The organism is Sorangium sp. So ce381 (assembly GCF_051473845.1).
GTDB lineage: Bacteria > Myxococcota_A > Polyangia > Polyangiales > Polyangiaceae > Sorangium > Sorangium atrum.
Genome location: NZ_CP150336.1, coordinates 3,541,778 through 3,566,412, shown reverse-complemented (window position 1 = coordinate 3,566,412; position 24,635 = coordinate 3,541,778). Strand labels below are relative to the sequence as shown.

The window sequence follows — 24,635 nt, the reverse complement described above, 5'->3', positions numbered from 1 at the left end:
TGCTGCTTTTCCCCCTCATGTCCTCCGGTGCGCGTCAAATTCCCTCCTGTGACCCGCTTTCGAACGGCCGTCGCGGTCGATCGGAGGCTACACGCTAACCCAGGCGTCTAGAAAGGTGAGAGAGAACGGCGAACCCGGGCAAGGCGCGTACGTACAAGGCGCGGTAACGGCGCGGTGACCGCGCGTCACCACGTCATCCGGTGTTGACCTGAGCCGAACGTCATGCTTTCTTGCGCGCCCGCTTGACGTGCGGCCAGGATGCCGCCGTTCGCGGTCCAGACCGAGGGACCACCAGCCATGAAGCGCACCTACCAGCCCCATAACACCCGCCGCGCCCGGACCCACGGCTTCCGTGCGCGTATGGCGACCGCCGGCGGTCGCAAGGTCATCAACAACCGTCGCCGCAAGGGCCGCGCCCGGCTCTCGCCCACCATCTACAAGAAGTAACGCGGCGGTGATGGCGCCAGCGCACCCGCGCTCGTCGGCGTCCTCCTCCTCGTTCCCACGCGAGCGCCGCATTCGCAGGCGGGCTGAATTCGTCCGCATCCAGAACGGTGGTCATCGCGTCAGCACCCGCCACCTGCTGATCCTCGTCGCAGCCCCCGCCGAGGGCGCCGCTCGCGGCGGGGCCCCCCGCGGCGGCGGCGTGAAGAGCGCTGCCGCGCCCGTCCCATCGGGGCCGTCGCGCCTGGGCCTCGTCGCCTCGCGCAAGGTGGGCGGCGCCGTGTCACGCAATCGCGCGAAGCGCCTGCTCAGGGAGGCGTTCCGGAGATTCCCGGAGCTCTTCCCGGAGCGCGTCGACATCGTGGTGATCCTCCGCACTGGCGCCGGCTCGCTCGGCCTCGATGACGTCCTCGCGGAGCTTCGGGGCGTGGTTCCGGTGCTCCGCCGCCGGGCGAGGGAGGCGCTCACCGCCGCGCCGCGCGCGCGAACGGAGCCCATGGCCGAGCGCAGCGCAGGCGATCCGCCGGCGCCCGCGCCAGGCCAGGCCGACCCGACCGACAGCTAGAAGATGGCGGGGCATACCTTGCGCCGTGGTGCGCTGGGCCCCAAGCTCATCGCTCTCTCACGGCTCACCGCATGCTGGCGACGCTCCTCCTCGCGCTGATCCGCGCCTACCAGATGACGCTGTCCAGGCTCATCGTGGCGTTGATGGGCCCGGTCTGTCGGTTCGAGCCCTCCTGCTCGCGCTACGCCGCCGCCTGCATCGTTGACCACGGGGCGCTCCGGGGGAGCTTGCTTTCGCTCAAGCGACTGTGTAGGTGTCACCCGTTTCATCCAGGCGGGTTCGACCCTCCGCCACCACCTCGTCTTCGCCGTGCCGCGGCTGCCCGGATGCCGCGGCAACGGGACGCTGACCCGCGGGATACGACACGCTGTTCGTCTACTGGCGCGGAGCTCGCTTCGCACGCCTCATCCCCTTGTCGAGCGGGCTTCAGCGGCCGGGTTACCCTCATGGACTAATCCCGCTCGGCCATCGACAAGGCCCCCGGCGGCACGGCGCCCGACACACCGCGGAGCGAAGCCCGCACGGAGCGACCCTGGGCAGCCTCGTGAGGCGTCACGAGACGCCCGCAGCGAAGGGCGCGGCTCGAGATCCTGGGATCGACGAAGGACTTCATGGAACGCAGCAATATCGCCAAATGGCTGTTCCTCGGCCTCGCCATCATCCTGTTCTTCCAGTTCGGCAAGCCGCTCCTCTTCGGCCATAGCGCGCCGCAGCTGCAGCCGCTCGACGTCAACGACAGCACGGCCCCCGCCGAGCGCGCGCCCGCGGAGATGTGCGTCATCGACGGAGATCGCTTCAGGGCGGAGCTGTCGACGCACGGCGGGTCGCTCCGGCACCTCTGGATGACGGACCCGAAATACACGACGGGGAACGGCGAGCGCAGGCCGATGGACCTGGTCACGACCTCGCTCGAGTCGCGGATGCCTCTCAGGACGGATCTGCGCCTGCCCGGTGGCAGCACGCCGCAGGTCCCGTTCGATGATCTCGACTGGAAGCTCTCGGCGCAGGACGGCAAGAGCTGCACGTTCACCTACGCCGACGACGCGACGAGGCTCACCAAGGTCGTCGCGGCCACGGGACGTCCCTTCGAGCTCTCGGTGCAGATGACGGTCGAGAACCTCGCGCAGGAGCCGCGCAAGCACCGGCTCTCCGTCGAGCAGACGTCGTGGCGAACCCAGAAGGAGACGGAGGGCCACCTCGGCCTGATCTCGGAGTGGATCACCGAGACGGTCGCCGCGACCGACCAGAAGACCGAGCGCCAGCACCCCGACGCCTTCGAGCCCGGCGACTTCAAGGACCCGGAGTTCACCGCCGAGCGCTGGCGGCGCACCCCGGGCAACGCGCGGTTCGCCGCGGTCTCGAGCAGCTACTTCAGCAAGATCGCGATCCCGCTGGAAGGGCCGGGGCAGCCCACGGCCGAGACGCAGATCGAAGACATCTGGGATTCATCGAAGTTCCAGGACAAAGGCAAGGACCCGAACTACGGGCACGTCTATCGCGCGCGGCTCGCCTATCCGGAGCAGGAGCTCGCGCCCGGCGGCGCGGTGACCTACAAGCTCCTGTCCTTCACCGGGCCGAAGGAGCGCGATCTGCTCGCCGCCGTCGACCACGGGGCGAGCGAGGTCATCAACCTCGGCTGGTTCTCGCCGATCGCGAAGCTCCTCGTCTCGTACCTCTATGTCCTCCACCGCGCCGTGGGCAGCTGGGGGTGGGCGATCGTCCTGCTCACCATCACCGTCCGGCTCCTGCTCTTCCCGCTGAGCATCCAGCAGATCAAGAGCGCCGCGGCGATGCGCAAGCTCAAGCCGGAGATGGATGAGATCAACGCGAGGTACAAGGACGACGCTGCCCAGCGCGGCCTCGCGATGCAGGAGCTCTGGCGCAAGAACAAGGTCGCGAACCCGGTCATCGGCTGCTTCCCGATGCTGCTCCAGATGCCGGTATGGTTCGCCCTCTACACCGCGCTCCAGACCGCGGTGGAGCTCTACCACACCCCGTTCGGCCCTGTGATTCCGGACCTGTCGGCCCCGGGAAAGTACTTCATCATTCCCATCGTCCTCGGCGGCTCGAGCTTCATCCAGCAGAGGCTCATGCCCCCGCAGGGCGACCCGGCGCAGCAGAAGATGATGATGTACCTGATGCCCGGCATCTTCACCGCGATGATGCTCTTCCTCCCGGCCGGCCTCGGCGTTTACATGTTGACGAACACCTGGCTCGGCATCGGGCAGCAGGTGCTCGTCGAGCGCTACCTGAAGGCGAAGAACGAACGAGCCGGCGGCATCAAGGTGCGAGAGATCGCGAACGCGGAGCCCCAATCCGCGATGAAGAAGACTCCGGGCGACGACGACAAGTCGGCCCCTGCTCTCGGAAAGGGAAAAGCACGTGTCCGTGGATAGTGAAGTTGCCGAAAGGGGAATCGACGCGGCGGACGTCGATGCCGAGGCGCAGGGCGCTGGCGACGCGGCCGAGTTCGAGGAGGACGGGCGCGCCGATATCGCGCTTGACTTCGTGATCGATGTGCTCGCGGCGATGGGCATGGACTGCACCGTCGACCTCCTCGAGAACGAGGAGGAGGATCCGCCCGAGGAGATCCGGCTCGAGATCGAGGGGAAGGACGCGGGCCGGGTGATCGGCAAGAAGGGGCAGACGCTCTCGGCGCTGCAGTTCCTCGCCAACCGCGTGATCAACCGGCCGGGCAAGAAGCGGCGTCATGTGATCATCGACGCCGAGGGCTACCGGCAGCGGCGCGAGGACACCCTCTCTTCCATGGCGCGCAGGCTGGGCAAGCAGGCGGTCGAGGAGGGCAAGATCATCACCTTCGAGCCGATGAACCCGCAGGACCGCCGCGTCGTCCACCTCGCGCTGGCGAAGTTCCCCGGCGTCGTCACGAAGAGCGACGGCGAGGGAGAGGCCCGCCGCGTGCAAATCATCCCCGTCCGCCGCTGAGGCAGAAGGCCCGGCAGGAAACGCGCACCACACGCGCACCAAGCGCGCCCATCAAGAACGACTGCGCCGCTGCCGGCGTTGACACCGGATCGCCCGCATGCATAATGCCGCACCTCTCCGGTACCCCCCGGGGAGGTGCGCGGGCACGCGCTCGCGCCCATGTTCTACGGAACCGCAACCGGGTTCCGTCTGCGTTCATCGCGTGAAGCACGAGGGCCGCGCGCGGCCCCCGCTCCGCCGGACGCAGTCCACGAACGGCGGCGGCCCTGCCCCCTTGAGCACGGGCACGGGACCGCGAAGACGGATCCCCGACCCTTTGAAGGATTGACCGACCATGCAGACCTCGAACATCCTCGCGAAGATCGAAGCTCCCCTGTTCCGCGAGGGGATCCCGGATTTCCGGGTCGGCGATACGGTGCGCGTCCACTACCGGATCGTCGAGGGCGAGAAGGAGCGCATCCAGGTGTTCCAGGGTGTCGTGCTGAAGCGCCACCGCGCCGGGGTCCGGAGCACCTTCACCGTGCGCAAGGTGAGCTTCACGGTCGGCGTCGAGCGCATGTTCCTCCTCCACAGCCCCCGCATCGACAAGGTCGAGATCGTCTCGCGTGGCGTGGTCCGCCGCTCGCGGCTCTTCTACCTGCGCAACCTGGCAGGCAAGGCCGCCCGCGTCCGCGACGCAAAGGATTGATCCCGCCGGCCGGCTCCCCGGCCGCATGGAGAGCGCTCCCGCAGAGCAGATTGCCAGGGGGACAGCCGGCTCCCTGCTTCGATCGCGTGCGCAAGCATCCAGGGCGCAGCGCGGAAGCAGCTGCGCGCTGGACGATGACACGTGCATGCGCGCGCACGCACCGCGTTGCCGGCCTGTAGCAAGGGTTCCCGCATACTTCTTCCTTGATCCTCGGCCGAGCGGCCACGGTATGCTCGCGGCGGCGGTGCCCCCGGCGCCGCGAAACCCGAGAAGGATCACCATGCTCTGTCCGCGTTGCGGTGCGCCCGCGACCCCCGCCGATAAATTCTGCGCTGTGTGCGCCTCGCCGCTCGCCCCGTCCGGGCCTGGAGCGTTCGGGGCTCCGCCTCCGCCGCCGCCTCCTCCTCCGCCGTTTCCTGCTCCGGGCTTCGGGGCGCCCCCGGAGCCTCCCCCGAACTATGGCTCGCCGAGCGGCGGTTTTGGTCCGCCCCCGCCGGCGCCGTTCGGGGCTCCTCCAGGCTCGCCTCCCGGGTTCCCGCCGCCGCCCGACGGCGGCCCGGCCGGCTTCGGTCCGCCTCCGCCCTTCGGGCCGCAGCCTGGTGGCTTCGGCGCGCCCCAGCCGCCCCCTCCGGTACCGCTGAAACCGCCGCCGTTCCCGCCGGAGCCGCCGATCTACGGCGCACCGGGCGGCGGCTATGGCTCGGCCCCGGGCTTCCCTGAGCAGCAGCAGGGCAGCTATCCCGGCCCTCCGCTCCCGCGGCCCGGCTTCGGCCCGCCCCCGCAGCCCGGGTTCGGTCCGCCTCCGCAGCCGCAGGGCGCGCGCTGCGTGCAGGGGCATGCGATCCCGGCGGGCGGCTCGTTCTGCATGGAGGGAGGCCACCCGATCGCCCTCGACGGCATCCAGATGAGCGGCGATCCCTTCAACCAGACGGCCTATGCGCCCAACCAGCAAGGGGCGTCCGCGCCGCCGCCGATGCCGCAGCCGAGCGGCAGCGGAGCCTACGGCGAGCCGCCGCAGCCACAGCAGAACCTCGCCCCGCCGGGCCCGCCGCCCGCGTACATCCCGCCTCCTCCCGCGGTGCGCCCGCCGACGCCGGCGCCGCCGAGGGCCGTGGGGCAGGAGAGCCGCCGCGCCCTCGCCGGCTTCCTCGTCAGCTTTCAGGACGACGCGCTCGGCAGGTTCTGGCCGCTCTGGCAAGGCAAGAACATCGTCGGCCGCGCCGAGACAGGGCAGAAGGTCGACATCGAGATAGCGCACGGCACGACCTCGACGCATCACGCGACGCTCGAGGTCGACGGCGGTCGGATCGTCCTCGCCGACCTCGGCTCCACCAATGGGACGTTCCACAACGAGGAGGCGATCGGCTTCCAGGGCCGGCGCGAGCTGCGCGATGGCGACAAGATCCGCTTCGGCGGGTTCAGCGTCATCCTGCTCAGCGTGGCCGCGCGGGCCTGACGGGCCCATCGCACGAGGAGAGGCGTTGCCGAGCCTGGCCCCCTTCCCCCGCGACGTTCGACCGGCACCTGGCGCCCCTGCCAGGCTGCGTGAAAACCAACCGGATAGCCGCCGCCAGCGCGCGGCGGCCGCCCCGCTCGCGCAGGGAGCGCTCCTCGGCTCCCTCGCGCCCGCTGGAGATCCCCACGCATGACTCCCTCTCATGACGCGACTCGCCCGATCCATTCCATGAGCGCCTCCGCCCGTCGCGGCAGGCGCGAGGGCAAGGCCCTGCGCTGCGCGAAGCTCCTCGCGCTCGCGGCCGCTGTCCTCGCGCTCCTCGCCGGACAGCGCCGCGCCGAGGCCGCGCCCGAAGCGCACATGCTCCGCATCGACCCGCGCGCGAGCACCGTGGACGGCTCGCCCGTGCTCACGACCGTGCTCGAGGTCGTGCAGAACAAGCGCCTCAGCGACCTCACCCGCAACTGCGCCGCGCTCACGGGCAACGCGAACCTCGACTGCGTCGCCGACGCGATCGAGCAGCCGTCGGCGCTCTACTCGTCGTTCGACTTCCCGGACAAGAACGCGATCCTCTCCGTCACGGTCGACGGCACGGATCTGCCGGCGAAGTTCGAGTCGAAGGCGCGGTGGGGCGACAGCGCCGGTCAGCCGGGCGTCGGGACGGCGTGGCTCATCCTGATCGACGCCGCGTCGAGCATGGGCGCCCGCTTCGACGAGGCGAAGTCGGTCGCGAGCGCGTTCGTCAACGCGATGCAGCCGAACGACATCGTCGACGTGATGTTCTTCAACGATCGCGGCATCGTCGAGGACTCGAAGTGGGTGAGCAACAAGCAGGCGGCGGCGCAGGCGATCGCCGGCGTCGCGCGCACCTACCCGACGCAGGGCCGCACGCGCCCGCTCTTCACGATCATCAAGAACGCCGCGACCGACGCGTTCAAGGAGCTCGGCAACGCAGGTCAGGGCGTCCAGGTGCCGATGCACCAGGCGATGGTGGTCCTCTCGAACGGCTCCGCCGGCGCGGATCCCAGCTCGACCGCCGCCGCGTCGAACCTCCTCCGCGACTACCTGACGAAGGGGCGGTTCCCCGAGAACAACGACGTCCTGCCGAAGACGCCGGTGCCCGTCATCTCGATCTGGTTCCCGAGCCAGCTCGTCGAGGAGTTCACGGCGAACGCCCGCGAGTTCATGGAGGGGATGGCGAACACCGAGATCGGCGGCTTCTTCAGCGTGGTGCGCGACGGCCAGCAGCGGCGCGCGGCCAACATCGTCAACGCGATCCGCACCCGCTTCAACAAGATGCACATCGTGAAGTGGCGGGTCTCGTGCGTCGCGCCGAGCATCACGCAGACGTTCAAGCTCGCCTTCATCAACACGGATCCGCCGATCGCGGGCGACGCCACCTTCCAGAACGTCCCCGTCGGCATCGATCCGACCGCGTGGCCGCTCGACGTCGACCGCGACGCGACCGACCGCGCGGCGAAGAAGACGCCGATCTATCCCGGCGGCACGGTCAAGATCTTCGGCAACTTCTGCTGGGGTGGCAACGCGCAGCGGGCAGAGATCTACATGGTCCCGAAGAACCAGGCGGCGCCGCAGTCGCTGCAGGGCGGGAACATCGAGGACGCGAAGAAGGCCCAGCGGACGCTGATCGAGGGCGGGATGCGCGGCAAGGCGGTCTCGGCCGGCGACAGCGTCGTCGAGTTCGAGCTCCCCGACACCGACAAGTTCCTCGTGGGCAAGGGCGACCAGACGACGGCGCGCCTCATCATCTACGACAACCAGGCGCGGCGGACGAGCGCGGTCACGGCCGACAAGATCCTCACGCTGAAGGCGAAGGAGGCGCCGCTGCCGTACCTGCTCATCGGCGGCGTGACCTTCGGCGGCGTCGTCATCGTGCTGCTCCTCGTCTCCATCTTCCGCGGCGGCGGGAAGCGGCGCGGCGGCACCGTGGCGGCCGCGCCGCCGAGGCCCATCGTGGCGGGGAGCGGGCCGCCTCCGCCTTACGCGCCCGCGCCGCCGCCCCCGGGCGACTTCGGCGGCTACGGCGGCGGGCCGATGATGGGGCCCCCCATGGGCGGGGTCAGCCGGGCGACGCTCTCGGGCCCGGCGGGCATCTTCACCGTGCACCCCGGCGCCGAGGTGCGCGCGGGGCGCGACGGCGCGTCGTGCCTGATCGCGCTGTCGGAGCCGCGCGTGTCCGGCACCCATGCGAGCGTGAAGCTCGAGGCCGGCCAGCTGTTCGTGCGGGACGAGAACTCCAACAACGGGACCTACGTGAACGGCCAGCGAATCGCCGCGGCCGTGTGGACGCTCGTGCCGCCCGGCGCGTCGTTGCGGTTCGGCCCCGTCGAGTTCAGCGTCCGTTTGGAGTAGCGTGTCCGGGGCCCGTTCTCGCGCCCCGAGCGACGCCCACCCATGATGCCCCCGACCGAGTCCTCTCCGCACCTCAAGATCGAGTTCGCCCAGGCCAGCGATGCGGGTCGGGACCCGAACAAGCAGGTCAACGAGGATTCCTGCGGCTACGCCGAGACCCAGTTCGGTTACCTGTGCGTCCTGTGCGACGGCATGGGCGGCCACTATGGCGGCAGCGAGGCGAGCCGCACCGCCATCAAGACCATCTTCGAGATGATCGAGCACACGCCGGCCGCCGTGGGCCCGAGCGGCGCGCTCAAGGCCGCGATCGAGGAAGCAGGGCGCCGCGTCTACCAGCTGGGCGGGCCGCCGGAGAACCGCGTCCGGCCCGGCTCGACCGTCGTCGCGATGATCCTCCACGATCGCGGCGTCGACGTCGCGCACGTCGGCGACAGCCGCGCGTACGTGATCCGGAGCCACCAGATCTACCCCCTCACGCGCGACCACTCGATGGTGCAGGGGATGATCGACGCGGGCATGATCACGGAGGCGCAGGCGATCGGCCACCCCGACGCGAACAAGATCACACGCGCGCTCGGGATGAAGCCGGAGGTGGAGGTCGAGGTTCGACCCGAGCCGATGGAGCTCTACCCGGGAGACGTGCTGATCCAGTCGAGCGACGGGCTCACCGATCTCGTGCTCGCCGGCGACATCCTCGGGTGTACGCGGCAGGCGCTCGCGTCGGGCTCGGTCGATCACGCGTGCAGGATGCTCGTGCAGCTCGCGAACCACCGCGGCGGTCACGACAACATCACCGTGCAGATGGTCCGGGTGCTCGAGACGGGCAGCCGCTCGCTGACCATCGCGCACGGGCCGCCAGGGGCGGCTGGCCCCGGCGACGGCGCCGGCCCTGCGCGCGCTTCGCGCCCTCAGGAGACCGTCGCGATGACCCGGCCCGAGGCGGCGGCGATCGGCCCGCAGCACGCCACGAGCACGCCGCTCCCCCACGGCCATGGCGCCCCTGCGGCCGCGAGCGGCGCGGCGGCCGCGGGAAAGCCGCCGGCGCCGTACCCGGCGTCCATCAACAATGCGATCACCGTCGTCCCGACGGGCTCCTCGGACACGCCGCGACCTGCATCCATCAACAACGCGATCACCGTGGTCCCGGCAGGTTCCATCGGCACGCCCGGGCCGCGTCCAGCGTCCACCAGCAACGCGGCGACCTCGGTCTCGACGGGCTCCGATGACGTGCCGGCCGTCGCGCCGACGGCCACGGACAACGTGCCGGTCGTCGCGCGGACGGCCACCGACAACGTGCCGGCCGTCGCACCGGGCGCTGCCGCTGCCGCCGCTGCCCATGGCGCGCCGGCGCTTCGTCCCACCATCGACAGCACGCCGGCCGTGAGCCCCACGGCCACCGACGAGCTGCCTCCCGTGGCGCCAGCCGCCGCCCCCATCGCGCCGGCCGTGAGCCCCACGGCCGCCGACAGCGGGTCGCCCGTGACGCCCACACCGTTGGACTCCGCGCTGGCGCTGCCTCCAACCGTGCCAGGGGCCCATCCCCCGGTGGCTTACCCGAACGCGCCCGACGCACCCGCCGTGCTGTCTCCCCTCCCCCTGAGCGCTCCCGCGGCGGCTCCGATGGGCCGCGCCGCGCCACCCCAGCCTGGTTCGTTCGGGGCGCCGCCTCACCCAGGCGCCGCTTACGGCGCTCCGCCCCACCGTGCCGCCCCCTACGGCGCACCGCATCATCCTGGCGCCGCCTACGGCGTGCCGCCCCCTCCTGGCGCCCCCTACGGTGCGCCGCATCCTCCTGGCGCCGCATACGGCGCTCCAGCTCACGTCGGAGCCGCCTATGGCGCGCCTCTTCAAGCGACCGAGCAGGACGTCCCGCCGCCTTCGGTGGCGTTCCCGGGGCACAACCCCGCAGCGCCCGGCGGTCCCCCTGTCGCCGCCGCCCCGCCCCCTCACCTCGCGCCCGCGCCGCTGCATGCTCACGCGTACGCCGCAACCGGCCCGCGCCCCGCGCCAGCACCGAGCTTCTCCGGACCCGTGTCGTCGTCTGGGGCATCAAGCGTGCCGACCACTGTGCGCGCCCCGCGCGGCGTCTACATCGCCCTCATCGCTTCGGCGGCGGCCGTGATCCTCGTGCTGTTCGTCTTCCTTCTCTGGAAGCTCCTCGGCAGCTGAGCGCGGAACAGAAAGGCCGCCCCACCCACCGCCATGCACGGATGAGCGGAAACGGCGGCGGACACGAGGACGAGGATCGAGCTCAGCGCAAAGAAACGCAAACGAGCGCAAATGAGCGCAATTGAGCGCAAACGAGCGCAGACGACAGATGCGTGGCGCGCGACGGTCCCGCTCGCGGAATGCGATTGAAGAAGGACAGGATTCCGGATTAGCCTAACTTTCCGGAGGTCCCTCCATGCCTGGCGACCAAGAGCTCGAGGACGGCGACGACATGGATGGCGCGCCTGAGGATCTGGAAGACGTGCCGGAGTCGACCCCTGCACCCTCTCTCGAGGAGGCCCGCGCCGGCTTCATGCTGCTCGATCTGTGACCCGCTGAACCACCTGGCTCCCGGAGGTCACGGCGCTCCGCGCTGACGCTCCGTTCGTCCAGCGGGCGCGAGTCTCCCACCGAACGGCGGCCATCGCCGCGCGCGTGCAGAAGCGCGCTCCTCTTCCGTTTCCGCTTCCGCGAGCGACGCCGCACCAGCGTGGCGACAGGCGGCGCACGGCACGCGCCTCTTCCCTTGCCCTCCCCGACGGCCTGTGGTGAAACGCGGCCCGCATGATCCCGGGGCTAGGTAAACAAAGCATCACGATCGGCAGCGCCCCCACCTGCGATGTGGTGCTCGTCGCACCCGGCGTCCTGCCCGAGCACGCGCGCATCGTCAACCAGGGGGGTGGCAAGCTGCTCTTCTCCTGCGGGCAAGGGCCGGCGTCGGCGAACGGGCGGCCCCTCTCGCCGGGGGAGCAGGTCCCGTTCGACTTCCGCACCCAGTTCGTGGTCGCGCAGACGCCGGTCCCGCTGAACCACCCGGCCATCACGCTGATGCTGGCGTCGCCCGGGAACCTCGCGCCGGCGCCCGGCCAAGTGGTGATCGGACGAGACCCCGGGCGCGCCTCCTTGGTGCTCCAGCACCCGAGCGTCTCGAGCCAGCACGCGACCGTCACGCTCGATCGCATGATGGTCATCGACCACAACTCGACGAGCGGCACGTACGTGGGCGCGCAGCGCATCTCCGCTGGCACGCCGACGCCCATCGATCCGCAAGGCGCCATCGCCTTCGGCCCCGTCCCGGTCCAGGTCAGCCTGCTCGTCCAGCTCGCCCAGGCCGCCCGGCAATCCGCGCTGCCGGCCGCCTCCGGCGCCCCGCCCGCAGCCAGCGTCCTGCCGCCGCAGCCTGCCGCCGGCGGCTACGCGCCGCCGCAGCAGCCGGGCGCCGGGGGTTACGCGCCGCAGCAGCCCGGCGCCGGGGGTTACGCGCCGCCCGGCGTCGCCGGTTACGCGCCGCCGCAGCAGCCCGCGCACGCGGCGTCCTCGGTGCCCGCCGCCGGCGCGCCCGGGAGGAAGAACAAGACGGTCCTCGGCCAGCTCGACTTCTCCGGCGGCGGATCGAACGTCAAGAAGATCGGCCGGACGCCCGACAACGACATCGTGCTCGCCCACCCCCAGGTGTCGAGCCACCACGCGCTCCTGCACTCGATCAACGGGCAGCTCTACGTCGAGGATCGCGGCAGCGCCAACGGGACCTACGTCCGCGGCAACCGCATCGCGCCCGGCCAGAAGATCGCCGTGCAGAGCGGCGAGAAGATCTACATCGGGCCCATGCCCCTCCAGATCGAGATGGGGGGCGCGGGCGCCGTCGAGGTCGTCCAGGAGGAGTACTCCGCCGATCGGTGGGCAGGACGCCCGCTCTACGAGATCGAGGCGTGGAGCCTCGCCCTCCAGGTCCCCGATCGGGACAACCCGAACGAGCAGAAGACCCTCCTCGACAACGTGTCTTTCAAGGCGCTGCCGGGCGACATGATCGCGCTCATGGGGCCATCGGGCGCCGGCAAGACGACGCTCCTGCTCACCCTGAACGGCTACCTGCCGCCGACGAGCGGCGTCGTCCGCATCAACGGCGAGGACCTCTACAACATCTACGACACGCTCCGCGGATCCATCGGCTACGTGCCGCAGGACGATCTCGTCCACCCGGAGCTCACCGTCTTCGAGGCCGTCCGCTACAGCGCGAAGTTCCGCCTCCCGCCCGACTACACCGAGGCCGAGATCGACGCGCGCGTCGAGCAGACGATCAAGGATCTCGGCCTCGAGGGCGTCAAGAACCTCCAGATCGGCAAGCCCGAGAACAAGATCCTCTCGGGCGGGCAGCGCAAGCGCGTCAACATCGCGCTCGAGCTCGTCACCGATCCCGTCATCCTCTTCCTCGACGAGCCGACCTCGGGCCTCGCCGCCGACGACACGACCGCGCTGATCAGCCTGCTGCATGACCTCACGAAGGCCACCGGCAAGACGATCATCATGACGATCCACCAGCCGGCGAAGGACGAGTTCGAGAAGTTCAGCCACGCGCTCATCCTCGGCTACGGCGGCATCCCGATGTTCTTCGGGCCGACCCGGCCCGACGCGTACCGCTTCTTCGGCAGCTGGAAGGAGCGGCACGGCCAGCAGAACGACGTCGACAACCCGCGCGACATGTTCGAGATGCTCGCGCTCCGGGAGCGGCCCATCTTCGATCAGCTCCGCGCGCGGAACCCGAACGCGTCGCGCGGCGAGGCCAGGAAGCTCGCCGCCATCGAGTGGCGCAAGGAGTTCTTCAGCGACGGCAACCCGACGTACCGCCGGATGTACTCCGGTCGGCGCGAGATCGGCACCGGCCAGGGGCAGCGCGGCATCCCCGCCGGGCGCGCCACGACCAAGGGGCAGCTCGGCCTGCTCCTGTCGCGCTACTTCAAGGTGAAGAAGCGCGACATCGGCGGCACCCTGATCATGCTCCTCCAGGCCCCGATCATCGGCATCCTGCTCGCGATCGTCTTCGGCGGGCAGGAGAAGGCGATCCCGGCGTGGTGCCTCGGCGCGCTCCAGGAGCTCGGCCGCCGCGCGGGCGGCGCGGACAAGAGCACCGACGTCATCAAGGGCATGGAGGTCACCACCGACCACACCGCGGCGATCTTCTTCCTCGTCGTCGCCGCCGTCTGGTTCGGGACCTCGAACGCGGCGCGCGAGATCGTCAGCGAGCGGGCCATCTACCTCCGCGAGCGCATGGTCAACCTGGGGCTCGTCAACTACGTGCTCTCCAAGTACCTGCTGCTCGCCGGCTTCTGCCTCGTCCAGTGCACGGTCCTGCTCGCGATCGTGTTCTTCGCGCTCGGCTTCCACGGCGGCATGCAGGCGTTCGGCATGCAGCTCGCCGCGCTGACCGCCACCTCGCTCAGCGCCGTCGCGATGGGGCTCCTGCTCTCCACGGTGGTCGCCTCGTCCGAGGCGGCGATGGCGCTCACGCCGATCGCGCTCATCCCCCAGGTCGTGCTCGGCGGGCTCATGGTGCCGATGACGACCGTGCCGCACCTCCGGCCGCTCATGTACATCATCCCGGCGCGCTGGGGCTTCGAGGGCGCGATCGCGCCGGAGCGGCTCGCGACCGCGGAGGATCCGGCGTGGGTCATCGATCTGCACCGCACCGACACGAGCGCGGCGGACTTCATCGAGGGCGGCAAGTTCAAGTGCGCCATCGCGCAGATGGCGGCCGACAACTACGCGGGCGCGTGGGGCTTCACCACCTACGATCAGACCTGGATGCCCTATGCGGTGCTCGCCGGGATGACGTTGATCATCCTCGTCACGCTCTGCGCGGTGCTGAAGCGGCGCGACCCGGTGTGACGTCGTGACCGCGCAGGAGCCCTCCGCTTCCATCCGCATCGATGACCGGCGCGCGCGCCCCCGCCCGAGCGCGCGCGGCGACCGCAGGCCGTCCGCCGCGGTGCTCGTGTCGCTGCTCGCCGCGCTCTCCCCCTCCCCGGCGCAGGCGCAGCAGCAAGGCCAGGACGGGCAGGCGGCGCCGCAAGCGTCCGAGGGCGGGGCAGCCGTGCCCCGAGGCCCGGGCGGCGCGATCGTCACGCCGCCTGCCTCCACGGCCGCGCCGACGGGGAAGGCGACGCCGCCGCGAGCGCTCAACTACACGCCCCCGGAGTACCCGCCGGAGGCCGAGAAGCAGGGGCGCGAGGCGTCGGTGACCCTGCAGCTCGACATCGACCGCGACGGGCGCGTGAAGCACGCCGTCGTCGTCGAGAGCGCGGGGCACGGGTTCGATGAGTCGGCGCTGGCCGCGGCCCAGAAGCTCGAGTTCGAGCCCGCCCGCCGCGCCGACGGGACCCCCGCCCCGGCCCGCATCCTGTACCGCTACTCGTTCACCCTGAAGACGGCCTCGCCGCCGCCGGCCGCCGGCGAGCCCGCGAAGCCCGCCGAGAGCCTCCGCGGCACCGTGCTCGCCAGCGGGGGCGACGTCCCGCTCGCCGGCGCCACCGTCTCGGTCGCGCGCGTCGCCGGCGCGGGCGCGGGCTCGGGCACAGCGACGGCCGCCGCGCCGCCGGCGCTCACGACCGACGAGGGCGGCGCCTTCGCCTTCGCCGATCTGCCGCCGGGGCGATACCAGGTCACCATCGCGGCGCCCGGCTTCGAGCCGCTCTCCGTCGAGGAGGCGCTCGCCCCCGGGGAGCAGCTCGAGGTGAAGTACCGGCTCCTGCCGCAAGGCGACGGCCTCGAGGTCACGGTCCGCGGCACGCGGCCGCCGCGCGAGGTCACGAAGCGCACGATCGAGCAGCGCGAGATCAACCGGATCCCCGGCACGAACGGCGACGCCCTGCGCTCGCTCCAGAACCTGCCGGGCGTGGCCCGCCCGCCCAGCATCGCGGGGCTGCTCATCGTCCGCGGCTCCGGCCCGCAGGACACGCAGACCTTCGTCGACGGCACGCAGGTGCCGCTCATCTACCACTTCGGCGGCCTCTCCTCGGTCGTGCCGACCGAGATGCTGGATCGGATCGACTTCTACCCCGGCAACTTCAGCGCCAAGTACGGGCGTGTGCAGGGCGGCATCGTCGACGTCGCCCTCCGCTCGCCCAACGAGGACGGCAAGCTCCACGGCCTGGCGCAGATGGACCTCATCGACGCGCGCGTCCTGCTCGAGGGCCCCGTGCCGTTCCTCGACAACACCCGCTTCATGGTGGCAGGACGGCGGAGCTACATCGGAGAGTCGTTCGGCCCCGTGCTCGAGGCCGCGGGCGCGGGCGTCACCCAGGCGCCGGTCTATTACGACTACCAGGTCCTCCTGGAGACCGAGCCCACGCCCTCGGCGCGGCTCCGCCTCACGTTCTTCGGCTCGGACGACGCCCTCGAGCTGCTGCTCAGCGACCCGGCGCCCAACGAGCCGGCCCTCTCCGGCAACGTCGGGCTCCACACGGCGTTTCAGCGGCTCCAGGTCCGCTACGATCACGAGCTCACCGACAAGGACCGGCTCGACGGCGTGCTCGCGCTCGCGCGCGACGACGCCGATTTCGGGATCGGGCCGATCTACTTTCAGCTCGATCTCAAGACGATCTCCGGCCGCCTCGAGTACGCGCGGCGCATCTCGAAGGGCACGGTGTTCAACGCGGGGCTCGACGTCTTCGCCGGCCTCTACGCCGTGAACCTCCGCGCCCCCGGGCCGAACCGCCCCGGCGAGCCGCCGAACCAGCCGTTCTCGACGCGCGCCCTCCAGGAGGTCTCGCGCGACGGCGAGTTCTTCTACCCCGCAGCGTACGCCGAGCTCGAGCTCGCCCCGACCCCCCGGGCGAAGATCGTCCCGGGCCTGCGCGTCGACTACCAGGACCTGAACCAGCAGGTCACCGTGAGCCCGCGCGTGAACGGGCGCTTCGACGTCGTCCCCGGGTTCCCGCGGACCACGGTGAAGGGCGGCCTCGGGGTGTTCCATCAGCCTCCTCAGTTCCAGGAGGTGATCCCGCCGCTCGGCAACCCCGGCCTGAAGTCGACCCGGGCGCTGCACTACGCGGTCGGCGTCGAGCAGGAGCTGACCCGGCACATCGAGGCGTCCGCCGAGGGGTTCTACAAGCAGCTGGACGAGCTCGTCGTCGGCGTGAACCGACCCGGGACGATCCAGCTCGACTACCAGAACGTCGGATCGGGCAGGGTCGTCGGCGGCGAGTTCCTGCTCAAGTACAAGCCCGACGATCGCTTCTTCGGCTGGGCCGCGTACACGCTGTCCCGCAGCACGCGGGTGCCGGAGCCCGGCGAGCCGGAGCGGCTCGTCCCGTTCGATCAGACCCACATCCTGACGGTGCTCGGCAGCTACCGCCTGGGCGACGGCTGGGAGTTCGGCGCCCGGTTCCGCCTCGTCTCCGGCAACCTGGTCACGCCCAACGTGTGCAACGTCAACGAGCAGAGCTGCGACCCGTACCGCACCAACGCGCTCTTCTACGCGCCCACCGGGACCTATACCCCCATCCCGTTCTCCGGCCCGAACAGCGAGCGGCTCCCGGCGTTCCACCAGCTCGATCTGCGCCTGGACAAGACGTGGAAGTTCAAGACCTGGCGGCTCGCGGCCTACCTCGACGTGCAGAACGTCTACAACAACGCGAACAGCGAGGCGATTCAGTACAATTACAACTACACAGCCCGTCAATACGTCACGGGGCTGCCCATCCTGCCGAGCTTCGGGATGCGAGGAGAGTTCTGAGATGCGCGGGGCGCAGGCGATGAACGGCGCGGCGAAGCGCGACGGCGCGGCGAAGCGCGACGGCGCGGGCCGCGGGCGCCGGTGGCGGCGCGCGGTGCTGGGGACGCTCGCGCTCGCAGCGATCGCGTCGCCGGCGATCGCCTCGGGGTGCGTCGCGGGCTTCGATCCGCCGAGCCTCGTGGGCGGGCTCCGCGTCTTCGCGGTGGTCGCCGACAAGCCGTACGCCAACCCCGGAGACCAGGTCACCTTCCGGATCCACTACCAGGACGGGCTGGGCGGCCCCGAGGACGGGTCGCGCCCGGTCTCGGTCTACTGGTTCGGCGGGTGCGAGAACCCGATCGGGGACGACTACTACGGCTGCTATGCGCAGCTCGAAGGCATCACCTCCGAGATCCAGGCGTGGGTGGAGCGAGGCGACCCGACGGTCCCGCTGCCCGACCTCAACGGCGTGCGCCCCGGCTTCGGGGACACGTACACGATCACGATCAGCGACGACATCCTCACCGGCCGCACGGCGCCCGCCACGGGGGGTCCGGCCTCCGGGAGCGCGTACGTCTTCTTCGTCGCCTGCACCGGGGAGCTCGGTCTCGTGGAGGACCAGGGCACCGGCCGCGCCGGGACGTTCCCCGTCGCGTGCTTCAAGGACGGGCGCCGGCTCGGCCCGGACAGCTTCGTGCCCGGCTACACGCAGATCTATGCCTTCCAGGGGGGTCGCGCGAACGCGAACCCGGAGGTGCAGGGGCTCACGCTCGACGGCAAGCCCATGCCAGAGGACTTCGCCGACATCCCCACCGTCCCGCGCTGCCGCGTGAGCGCGGAGGCGCGGCGCGAGGCCGGCTGCAGCGCGGAGGATCCGTTCGTCGAGTGCGCGGCCTACGAGCTCGACGCGATCGTCGATCCCGAGGTGGCGGAGGACGATCCCAGCGCGCAGCAGCAGGCGCTGAAGGAGATCGTCTGGGTCGACTACTTCGCCGATCTGGGCGATCTCGACGGGGGCATCAAGCTCGTGAGCGACGCGAACGAGGGGTACATCGGCGATCACGCCGTGAAGTGGATCCCGCCGGCCGAGCCGGGCGTCGCCACGATCACCGCGGTCCTGCGCGACGCGCGCGGCGGCTCGTCCGTTGTGCAGCGCCTCGTCCGCGTCGAGTGACGGCGGCCCCTCCGGCCGCCCGCGCCGGGACCGCCGCGATCAGCCGCAGCCCGCTTCGATCTGAGAGAGCTGGTCGATGAGCTGCGCGGGGTCGCGCGCGGCGCACAGCGCGTCGGCGGCGCCGAGGCTGGCGAGCCTGGCCGCCTGGGCGAGCAGCTCGAGGTGCGCGCGGCCCCCCTCGCCGCAGACGAGGACGACGAACAGGCGGAGCGGGGCGCCGCCCGGCGTCGGCACCGCGAGCGGCTGGGCCAGCGTCGCGAGCACGGCCGCCTGGCTCGCGCCGGGGACGATCGCGTGCGGGACCGCGACGCCGTTGCCCAGCGCCGTGGGCGACTCGAGCTCGCGCCGCAGGATCTCCTGAGCGAGCGCGCTCGCCGCGAGCGCGCCGCCGGGGGGCGCGAGCCGGGACGCCGCGACGTCGATGACGTCCTCGATGTCCGCGCACGAGAGCTGCAGAACGACGCGCTCGGGCGTGAGCAGCCCGCTGAGCCGCCGCGCGGGCGCCCCCCCGAGGGCCGCGCTCGCCGGGAACTCGGCGTCGATGAACGCCTTGACGCGCGCGAGCTGCGGGCCGCTGAGGTTGCGCCGCGCGAGCTCCGCGCAGAGCGCCTTCGCCGACGGGACGCGCTCGAGGTAGCGCGAGACGAGCGGCTCGACCTGGTGGCCGAGCTCGAGGAGCACCGCCGGCGGGAGCTCGAGCGCGCCCGCGATCGCCGTGAGCCGGTCGGGCGTGGGGATGGCGTCGTGCCCGTGCTCGACGCGGCTCAGGTAGGCGCTGGAGACGCCGATGCGGTGCGCGAGCGCTCGCAGGCTCAGGCCCGCCTCGACGCGGAGGAGCCGCAGCGCGGCCCCGAACTCGGCGACCGCGCGGGCGCGCGCGGCGCCGTCAGCGTCGGACATCGCTGGCATGGGATCAGGAGCGATCGGGCTCGACCGCGAGGGCGGTCGAGAGGATCTGCGGGGCGGGCGCCGGGGCCGGCGCGCGCGCGGTGGCGGGCTCGTGGCTGCGCACGACGAGCAGCGAGGTCGGGCAGCCCTGGATGATGTGCTCGGCGCGGATGCCGAACCGGCGCTGCGCGAGGCCCCACTCGGGCCCGACGCCGACGAGGACGAGATCGTAGCCGCGCTTCGCCTCCTCGAGGGCCGCGTCCGCGGGGGAGTCGTGCTCGACCACCTTGAGCACCACCTTGGACTTCTGCAGCGCGCCGCCCTCCTCGCCCTCGAACACCTCGTCGACCGCCTGCTGCGCGCCGAGCGTGTCGTCGGACCTGCGCTTCGGCTTGACCACGTGGAGGATGGTGACGTCGGCGCCGACCTGCTGCGCGAGCCGGCGGGCCAGCGCGAGCGCCGCCCTGTCGTGCAACGTGCCGTGGAACGGCACGAGCAGCTTGCGGACCGCGGCGAGCCCGCGATCGATGAGCACGCCGACGTCGGTGTGGGCGCCGCGCATGACCTCGTAGACGGTGCCGCCGAGCACGGTCTGGCTGAGCAGCGGCTTGTGCCACCCGACGAGCACGAGGTCGGCCTGCTTCACGTCGGCGACGTTGCAGATGTCGTGGCTCGGCTTGGGCGAGACGAAGGAGAGCGGCCGGACCTCGGCGCCCAGCTCCTTGGCCCGCGACAGGAGCGGCGCCAGCGCGGCCGCCCCCTGCCGCTCGGGCCCTTGGTCGAGGTAGAACGAGCCGCGATCGGTCGGCGGGATGAGGCGCAGGGCGTAGAGGCGCCTCGCCTCGGGTCCGCTGCCCGCGAGCGCGCTCGCGAGCGTCACCATGCCGGGGCCGGAGCGCTCGTACGAGACGCACATGAGCACGGTGAACACGTCCGCCGCGACGGGGAGCGGCGTGCGCTCCGGCACGTCGGCGAGCTCCTTGGCGAGCTCCTCCGGCGGGTAGATCCAGCGCAGGAGCGGCGTGGTCATGAAGGTGGTGACCAGCGCCATGAGCACCATCATCGTGAACAGCTTGGGGGAGATGATGCCCAGATCGAGCCCGAGGTTCAGGACGATGAGCTCCATCAGGCCACGGGTGTTCATCAGGATGCCGAGCGCGCTGGCCTCCCGCCAGCTCTGGCCGGTGAAGCGGGCGGCCACGGCGCTGCCGCCGAACTTGCCGAGGCAGGCGATCACGATGATGAGGCCGCACATCATCCAGCCGTCGGCCGAGTTGAGCAGCCCGATGTGCGTGCGCAGGCCGCTGTAGGCGAAGAACAGCGGGAGCAGGAAGACCACGGCGAAGTCCTCGAGCTTCTCGGCGAGGCTCTTCGCGAAGCCGGTGCCCTTCGGCATGATCGCGCCGAGCATGAAGGCCCCGAACAGCGGGTGGATGCCGATCATCTCGGTCATCCAGCTCGACACGATGAGCAGGAGGAACGTGACGGCGACGAGGTCCTGCGAGAGCCCTTCCTTGCTGGAGCCGCGCTCGCCGAGCCGGACGAGGAAGGGGCGGACAAGGAACAGCATGCCGGCGATGTAGGCGACGGCGAAGACGGTGGTCCAGACGGCGCCCACGAGGCCCGTGGCACGCGCGATCGAGACGACGAACGCGAGGATGCACCAGGCGGTCACGTCGTCGACGGCGGCGCACGTGATGGTGAGGGCGCCGACCTTCGTGCCCAGCAGGCGCCGCTCGGTGAGGATGCGCGCGAGCACCGGGAACGCCGTGATGCTCATCGCCACGCCCATGAACAGCGTGAACGACGAGAACGGGACGGAGCTGTCGGAGAGCCGCGGGTACAGGTAGAGCGCGAGGAGCCCGCCCAGCGCGAACGGCACGACGATGCTCGTGTGGCTGATGATGACCGAGGCGTGGCCGCGCCCGCGCAGGAGCTTCGGGTCGAGCTCCAGCCCGATGAGGAACATGAAGACGATGAGGCCGACCTCGCTCACCAGCTTCAGGAGCGGCAGCGACTCCTTGGCGAACAGGACCGCCGACGCATCGGGAAAGAGCCAGCCGAACAGCGACGGGCCGAGAAGGATGCCCGCCGTCACCTCGGCGACGACCATCGGCTGCTCCATCCGGCGGGCCACCATGCCCACGAGCCGCGCGCAGGCGATGATCAGGAACGCCTGGATGAGGAAGCGGGCCAGCGAGTTGTGGATCAGAATCTCCATGGGGAGCGCTCCCTCCTGGTGGTAAGTGTTAAGTTATCGCTTATCAGCGGGCTCTCTCGACTGTCAAGAAAGGATCCGCGGAATCGAGCGGCCTCAACAGCTCGGCGAAGGAGAGCGCGCGGTGGCGCGGGCTGCGCCTACCAGTCGGTCGGCATGTAGTCTTTGAAGAACTGGCCGTACGCGTGCTGGCCGCTGAGCAGCCCGGAGAAGATGGGATCGCAGATGCGAGCGGCGCCGTCGACGATATCGAGCGGCGGGTGAAAGCCGTGCTCCTCGAGCTTGCGGGCGGCGAGCGCCGCGGGGTCCTCGTCGGTGACCCACCCGGTATCGACGCTGTTCATGAAGATGCCGTCCTTCGCATAATCGGGCGCGGACGTGCGCGTCATCATGTTGAGCGCGGCTTTCGCCATGTTGGTGTGAGGGTGCCTGTCCGTCTTGTAACGGCGGTAGAACTGCCCCTCCATCGCCGAGACGTTGACGATGTGCCTGTCGAACGTGGGCCGTCGCATCATGAGCGGCTTCAGCCGGGAGTTCAGGACGAAGGGGGCGACCGCGTTGACGAGCTGCACCTCGAGCATCTCGACGGTCGGGACCTCGGCGAGCGTGAGCCGCCAGCTGTTCAGCGTCCGGAGATCGACCTGCTGGAGATCGGCGTCGTAGCGCCCCTTGGGGAAGAGCAGCTCGTCGAGGCGCTCATCGCCCGGAGCCGGGATTTGGGAGAGCAAGGCGGGCTCGCGCAGGCCCGCGGTGGGGTCGGCGCCGGCGACGAGGGGGAGCGTGCCGCACGCCCGGAGCGCGTCGTACTCGCGGAGCGGGGGCCGAGCGCCCTGCGGGAGGGTGTGGACGGGCGCGGTCTCGCCCTCGATGAGGTGGCCGTAGAAGCCCGGCGGTCGCCGCACGGTCTGACAGGCGTTGTTGATGATGAAATCGAGCCGGTCGAGCGTGTGGAGGAGGTGGCGCGTGAAGAGCTCGACGCTCGGGGTGTGTCGGAGATCGAGGCCGTAAATCGCGACCCGTGATCCCCAGGCGTCGAAGTCGCGCTCCGCCGAGAAGCGGCGAGCGGCGTCGTGCGGGAAGCGGGTCGTGACGATCACCCGCGCGCCGGCGCGGAGGAGCATGATCGCCGCCTGATAACCGATCTTGACGCGGGCGCCCGTCACGAGCGCGACGCGGCCGTCGAGCGGAGCGGTCTGGCTGCGTTTGCCGTAGTTGAAGTCGCCGCAGGCGGCGCACATCGCGTCGTAGAAGAAGTGGACCCTGCGGAACTCGGCCTTGCAGACATAACACTTGCGCGGCCGCGCGAGCTCCGGCGCGCCGGGCTCGGGCGACGGCTCAGGCTCCTCGGTGGGCCCGGGCGGCGGCGCGGGCTCCTCGGCGGGGTCGGCCCATGACAGCGGGGGCGCGACCGGGGCGAGCGCGTCCGGCGTGCGGAACACCGGCTCTCGGCGGGCGACGCGGATGCCGACCGCATCGAGCAGGGCGGCGTCGGCGGACCTCTGCGCGTGCCGGTCGCGCTTGCGGAACGCCCTGGCGAGCTCTCGCTGCTCGGCGCGCTCGGGGCGCGAGACGCGGCCGGCGGCCAGGAGAAGCCGGCGGCGGTCCTCGGCGCTGATGGAGGCGAGCTCCGCGCGATCGAGGGCCAAGGCCTCGAGCACCTTGAGACAAGCGTCGAGATCGGCGGCAGTGAACGGCCGGCCTGCGCCGGCGGCTTCGCGGTCGGGACTCATCGAAGCGTGCGTGCATAGCACGCGGGAGACCGCGCGCGAACCGCAGCGGCCCTTCGGGTCCTGCCGGCACCGCCGCTGGCCGCGGCGCGCCTCGCCTCGCCTCGCCTCGCCCAGAGCGCCCGCGCCCAGAGCGCCGCCGACGAGCCCCGCGCGTCGCGTCCTGTTCGCCAGCTGAGGATTGTACACTACGTTCGCACATCATCCTGAGCCCTCGGAAACTCCAGCAGAGGATCTTATGCTCGAGTCGCCACACAGTCTGTTCGCGACGGAATTCATGCCCCATGGCCATTGCTACTTCTGGCAGCCGGGCATGGTCTGGCTGCAGGTCATCACCAACCTGGCGATCGGCTTCGCCTACCTCTCGATCTCCCTGACCCTCGCCCATCTGGTCCGGCGTATCCGGGACATCCCCTTCCGGTGGGTGTACCTCGCGTTTGGCACCTTCATCGTCGCCGGTGGATTCACGCACTTCATGGATGTGTGGGTCATCTGGCAGCCGTCGTACTGGCTGGATGGGGCCATCCGGGCCATCACGGCGATCGCCTCGGTCGGCACCGCCATCCTGCTCTTTCCGCTGCTCCCCAGGGCGGCGGCGCTGGCGGCGGCCGCGCGCGTCACACGCGAGCACGAGATCCGCAGGGAGGAGCTGAATCGCCAGCTCTCGGCGCTCTACGAGGAGCAGAAGCTCGCGGCCGAGGAGCGCGAGGTGATGCTCCAGCAGGCGCGAGAGGCCGTGAGGGCGCGGGAGATCTTCCTCGCCGTCGCGGCCCATGAGCTCAAGACGCCGATCACGCCGCTGCGCGCCGAGGTGGAGAGCGTGCTGCGCGCGGCGCGCGCCGCGCGCGCAGACCGCCTCACGCCCGAGCGCCTGGTCATCAAGCTATCGGTCGTGGAGCGGCAGATCGATCGCCTGGAGCGGCTCGTCTCCGACCTGCTCGATGTCTCGCGCATCGCCGCTGGACGGATCGAGCTTCAGATACAGGAGGTCGACCTCGCGGAGGTCGTGTGCGACGTGGTCGAGCAGCACAAATACGACCTCACCAGGAACTCGATGTCCCTCCAGCTCGCCGCCGACGCCACGGGCGGCTGGGATCGCAGGCGGCTCGACCAGGTAGTGAACAACCTCCTCACCAATGCCCTCAAGTACGGCCGTGGGCGTCCGATCACGATCACCGTATGGGCGAATGATTCACGCGCCTGGCTCACGATCACGGACCAGGGCATCGGCATCGCGCCCGAACAGCAGGCCATCATCTTCAACCAGTTCGAGCGCGCGGTCTCGGAGCGGCACTACGGCGGGCTCGGCCTCGGGCTGTGGATCGTGCGGCAGGTCGTCGGGGCGATGGGAGGGACGGTGTCCGTCGCGAGCGAACCTGACGTCGGCTCGACGTTTACTGTGGAGTTGCCTCGACGACGTGGAAACATCGATGACGCCGAGACGAAATCCCCTTAAGC

17 protein-coding genes are annotated in these 24,635 nt (G+C 70.9%); 14 read left to right on the top strand and 3 right to left on the bottom strand.

Features of this window, described 5'->3' with window-relative positions; genetic code table 11:
- Positions 1-297 precede the first annotated feature (297 nt).
- From rpmH to WMF29_RS13500, 13 genes are all read left to right on the top strand, one after another.
- Positions 298-447, top strand: coding sequence for a 50S ribosomal protein L34 (gene rpmH, locus WMF29_RS13560; protein WP_272103402.1), 150 nt, complete (start codon positions 298-300; stop codon positions 445-447).
- 10 nt (positions 448-457) lie between these two features.
- Positions 458-1,009 carry a ribonuclease P protein component gene (gene rnpA / locus WMF29_RS13555; RefSeq protein ID WP_437329225.1) on the top strand — a complete coding sequence of 184 codons (552 nt, stop codon included), beginning with the start codon at positions 458-460 and terminating at the stop codon, positions 1,007-1,009.
- Between the two features lie 71 nt (positions 1,010-1,080).
- Positions 1,081-1,464 carry a membrane protein insertion efficiency factor YidD gene (gene yidD / locus WMF29_RS13550; RefSeq protein ID WP_276598071.1) on the top strand — a complete coding sequence of 128 codons (384 nt, stop codon included), beginning with the start codon at positions 1,081-1,083 and terminating at the stop codon, positions 1,462-1,464.
- 156 nt (positions 1,465-1,620) lie between these two features.
- A complete protein-coding gene (yidC, locus tag WMF29_RS13545) occupies positions 1,621-3,405 on the top strand; it encodes a membrane protein insertase YidC (RefSeq protein WP_437329224.1) in 1,785 nt (594 codons plus the stop codon).
- Complete coding sequence (locus WMF29_RS13540) at positions 3,398-3,955, top strand: protein jag (protein ID WP_272103397.1); 558 nt, start codon at positions 3,398-3,400, stop codon at positions 3,953-3,955. The genes yidC and WMF29_RS13540 overlap by 8 nt, the downstream gene beginning before the upstream one ends.
- A 334-nt stretch (positions 3,956-4,289) precedes the next feature.
- Positions 4,290-4,643 carry a 50S ribosomal protein L19 gene (rplS, locus tag WMF29_RS13535; protein WP_012235149.1) on the top strand — a complete coding sequence of 118 codons (354 nt, stop codon included), beginning with the start codon at positions 4,290-4,292 and terminating at the stop codon, positions 4,641-4,643.
- 280 nt (positions 4,644-4,923) lie between these two features.
- Positions 4,924-6,099 (top strand): FHA domain-containing protein, encoded by a 1,176-nt coding sequence (locus tag WMF29_RS13530; RefSeq protein WP_437329223.1) that lies wholly within the window; start codon positions 4,924-4,926, stop codon positions 6,097-6,099.
- 228 nt (positions 6,100-6,327) lie between these two features.
- Complete coding sequence (locus WMF29_RS13525; RefSeq protein ID WP_437329222.1) at positions 6,328-8,472, top strand: FHA domain-containing protein; 2,145 nt, start codon at positions 6,328-6,330, stop codon at positions 8,470-8,472.
- A 42-nt stretch (positions 8,473-8,514) separates the two neighbouring features.
- Positions 8,515-10,641, top strand: a complete 2,127-nt coding sequence (locus tag WMF29_RS13520; RefSeq protein WP_437329221.1) for a protein phosphatase 2C domain-containing protein — start codon at positions 8,515-8,517, stop codon at positions 10,639-10,641.
- A 235-nt stretch (positions 10,642-10,876) separates the two neighbouring features.
- Positions 10,877-11,011 carry a hypothetical protein gene (locus WMF29_RS13515; protein ID WP_437329220.1) on the top strand — a complete coding sequence of 45 codons (135 nt, stop codon included), beginning with the start codon at positions 10,877-10,879 and terminating at the stop codon, positions 11,009-11,011.
- Between the two features lie 233 nt (positions 11,012-11,244).
- Positions 11,245-14,343 (top strand): FHA domain-containing protein, encoded by a 3,099-nt coding sequence (locus tag WMF29_RS13510; protein ID WP_437329219.1) that lies wholly within the window; start codon positions 11,245-11,247, stop codon positions 14,341-14,343.
- A 4-nt stretch (positions 14,344-14,347) separates the two neighbouring features.
- A complete protein-coding gene (locus WMF29_RS13505) occupies positions 14,348-17,191 on the top strand; it encodes a TonB-dependent receptor domain-containing protein (protein WP_437329218.1) in 2,844 nt (947 codons plus the stop codon).
- A 1-nt stretch (position 17,192) separates the two neighbouring features.
- Positions 17,193-18,344, top strand: coding sequence for a hypothetical protein (locus WMF29_RS13500; RefSeq protein ID WP_437329217.1), 1,152 nt, complete (start codon positions 17,193-17,195; stop codon positions 18,342-18,344).
- Positions 18,345-18,383: 39 nt separating this feature from the next.
- Here WMF29_RS13500 and WMF29_RS13495 read toward each other — a convergent pair whose 3' ends face one another.
- From WMF29_RS13495 to WMF29_RS13485, 3 genes are all read right to left on the bottom strand, one after another.
- Positions 18,384-19,253 (bottom strand): PTS sugar transporter subunit IIA, encoded by an 870-nt coding sequence (locus WMF29_RS13495; protein WP_437329216.1) that lies wholly within the window; start codon positions 19,251-19,253, stop codon positions 18,384-18,386.
- Positions 19,254-19,257: 4 nt separating this feature from the next.
- Entirely contained in the window at positions 19,258-21,453 is a 2,196-nt protein-coding gene (locus WMF29_RS13490; protein ID WP_437329215.1) for a cation:proton antiporter domain-containing protein, read from the bottom strand.
- A 137-nt stretch (positions 21,454-21,590) separates the two neighbouring features.
- Entirely contained in the window at positions 21,591-23,180 is a 1,590-nt protein-coding gene (locus WMF29_RS13485; protein ID WP_437329214.1) for an SDR family NAD(P)-dependent oxidoreductase, read from the bottom strand.
- A 274-nt stretch (positions 23,181-23,454) separates the two neighbouring features.
- Here WMF29_RS13485 and WMF29_RS13480 point away from each other — a divergent pair, with 274 nt between their 5' ends.
- The gene (locus tag WMF29_RS13480; protein WP_437329213.1) at positions 23,455-24,633 is read left to right on the top strand and encodes a sensor histidine kinase; all 1,179 of its coding nucleotides are present in this window, start codon (positions 23,455-23,457) and stop codon (positions 24,631-24,633) included.
- The last annotated feature ends 2 nt before the right edge of the window (positions 24,634-24,635 follow it).

Excerpts from the sequence above, each read along its gene's own strand:
- WMF29_RS13510 (WP_437329219.1), top strand. The coding sequence starts at position 11,245 with ATGATCCCGGGGCTAGGTAAACAAAGCATCACGATCGGCAGCGCCCCC.
- rnpA (WP_437329225.1), top strand. The coding sequence starts at position 458 with ATGGCGCCAGCGCACCCGCGCTCGTCGGCGTCCTCCTCCTCGTTCCCA.
- yidC (WP_437329224.1), top strand. The coding sequence starts at position 1,621 with ATGGAACGCAGCAATATCGCCAAATGGCTGTTCCTCGGCCTCGCCATC.
- WMF29_RS13515 (WP_437329220.1), top strand. The coding sequence starts at position 10,877 with ATGCCTGGCGACCAAGAGCTCGAGGACGGCGACGACATGGATGGCGCG.
- WMF29_RS13495 (WP_437329216.1), bottom strand. The coding sequence starts at position 19,253 with ATGCCAGCGATGTCCGACGCTGACGGCGCCGCGCGCGCCCGCGCGGTC.
- WMF29_RS13525 (WP_437329222.1), top strand. The coding sequence starts at position 6,328 with ATGAGCGCCTCCGCCCGTCGCGGCAGGCGCGAGGGCAAGGCCCTGCGC.
- WMF29_RS13530 (WP_437329223.1), top strand. The coding sequence starts at position 4,924 with ATGCTCTGTCCGCGTTGCGGTGCGCCCGCGACCCCCGCCGATAAATTC.
- rpmH (WP_272103402.1), top strand. The coding sequence starts at position 298 with ATGAAGCGCACCTACCAGCCCCATAACACCCGCCGCGCCCGGACCCAC.
- yidD (WP_276598071.1), top strand. The coding sequence starts at position 1,081 with ATGCTGGCGACGCTCCTCCTCGCGCTGATCCGCGCCTACCAGATGACG.
- WMF29_RS13480 (WP_437329213.1), top strand. The coding sequence starts at position 23,455 with ATGCCCCATGGCCATTGCTACTTCTGGCAGCCGGGCATGGTCTGGCTG.
- WMF29_RS13485 (WP_437329214.1), bottom strand. The coding sequence starts at position 23,180 with ATGAGTCCCGACCGCGAAGCCGCCGGCGCAGGCCGGCCGTTCACTGCC.
- WMF29_RS13500 (WP_437329217.1), top strand. The coding sequence starts at position 17,193 with ATGCGCGGGGCGCAGGCGATGAACGGCGCGGCGAAGCGCGACGGCGCG.
- WMF29_RS13490 (WP_437329215.1), bottom strand. The coding sequence starts at position 21,453 with ATGGAGATTCTGATCCACAACTCGCTGGCCCGCTTCCTCATCCAGGCG.
- rplS (WP_012235149.1), top strand. The coding sequence starts at position 4,290 with ATGCAGACCTCGAACATCCTCGCGAAGATCGAAGCTCCCCTGTTCCGC.
- WMF29_RS13520 (WP_437329221.1), top strand. The coding sequence starts at position 8,515 with ATGATGCCCCCGACCGAGTCCTCTCCGCACCTCAAGATCGAGTTCGCC.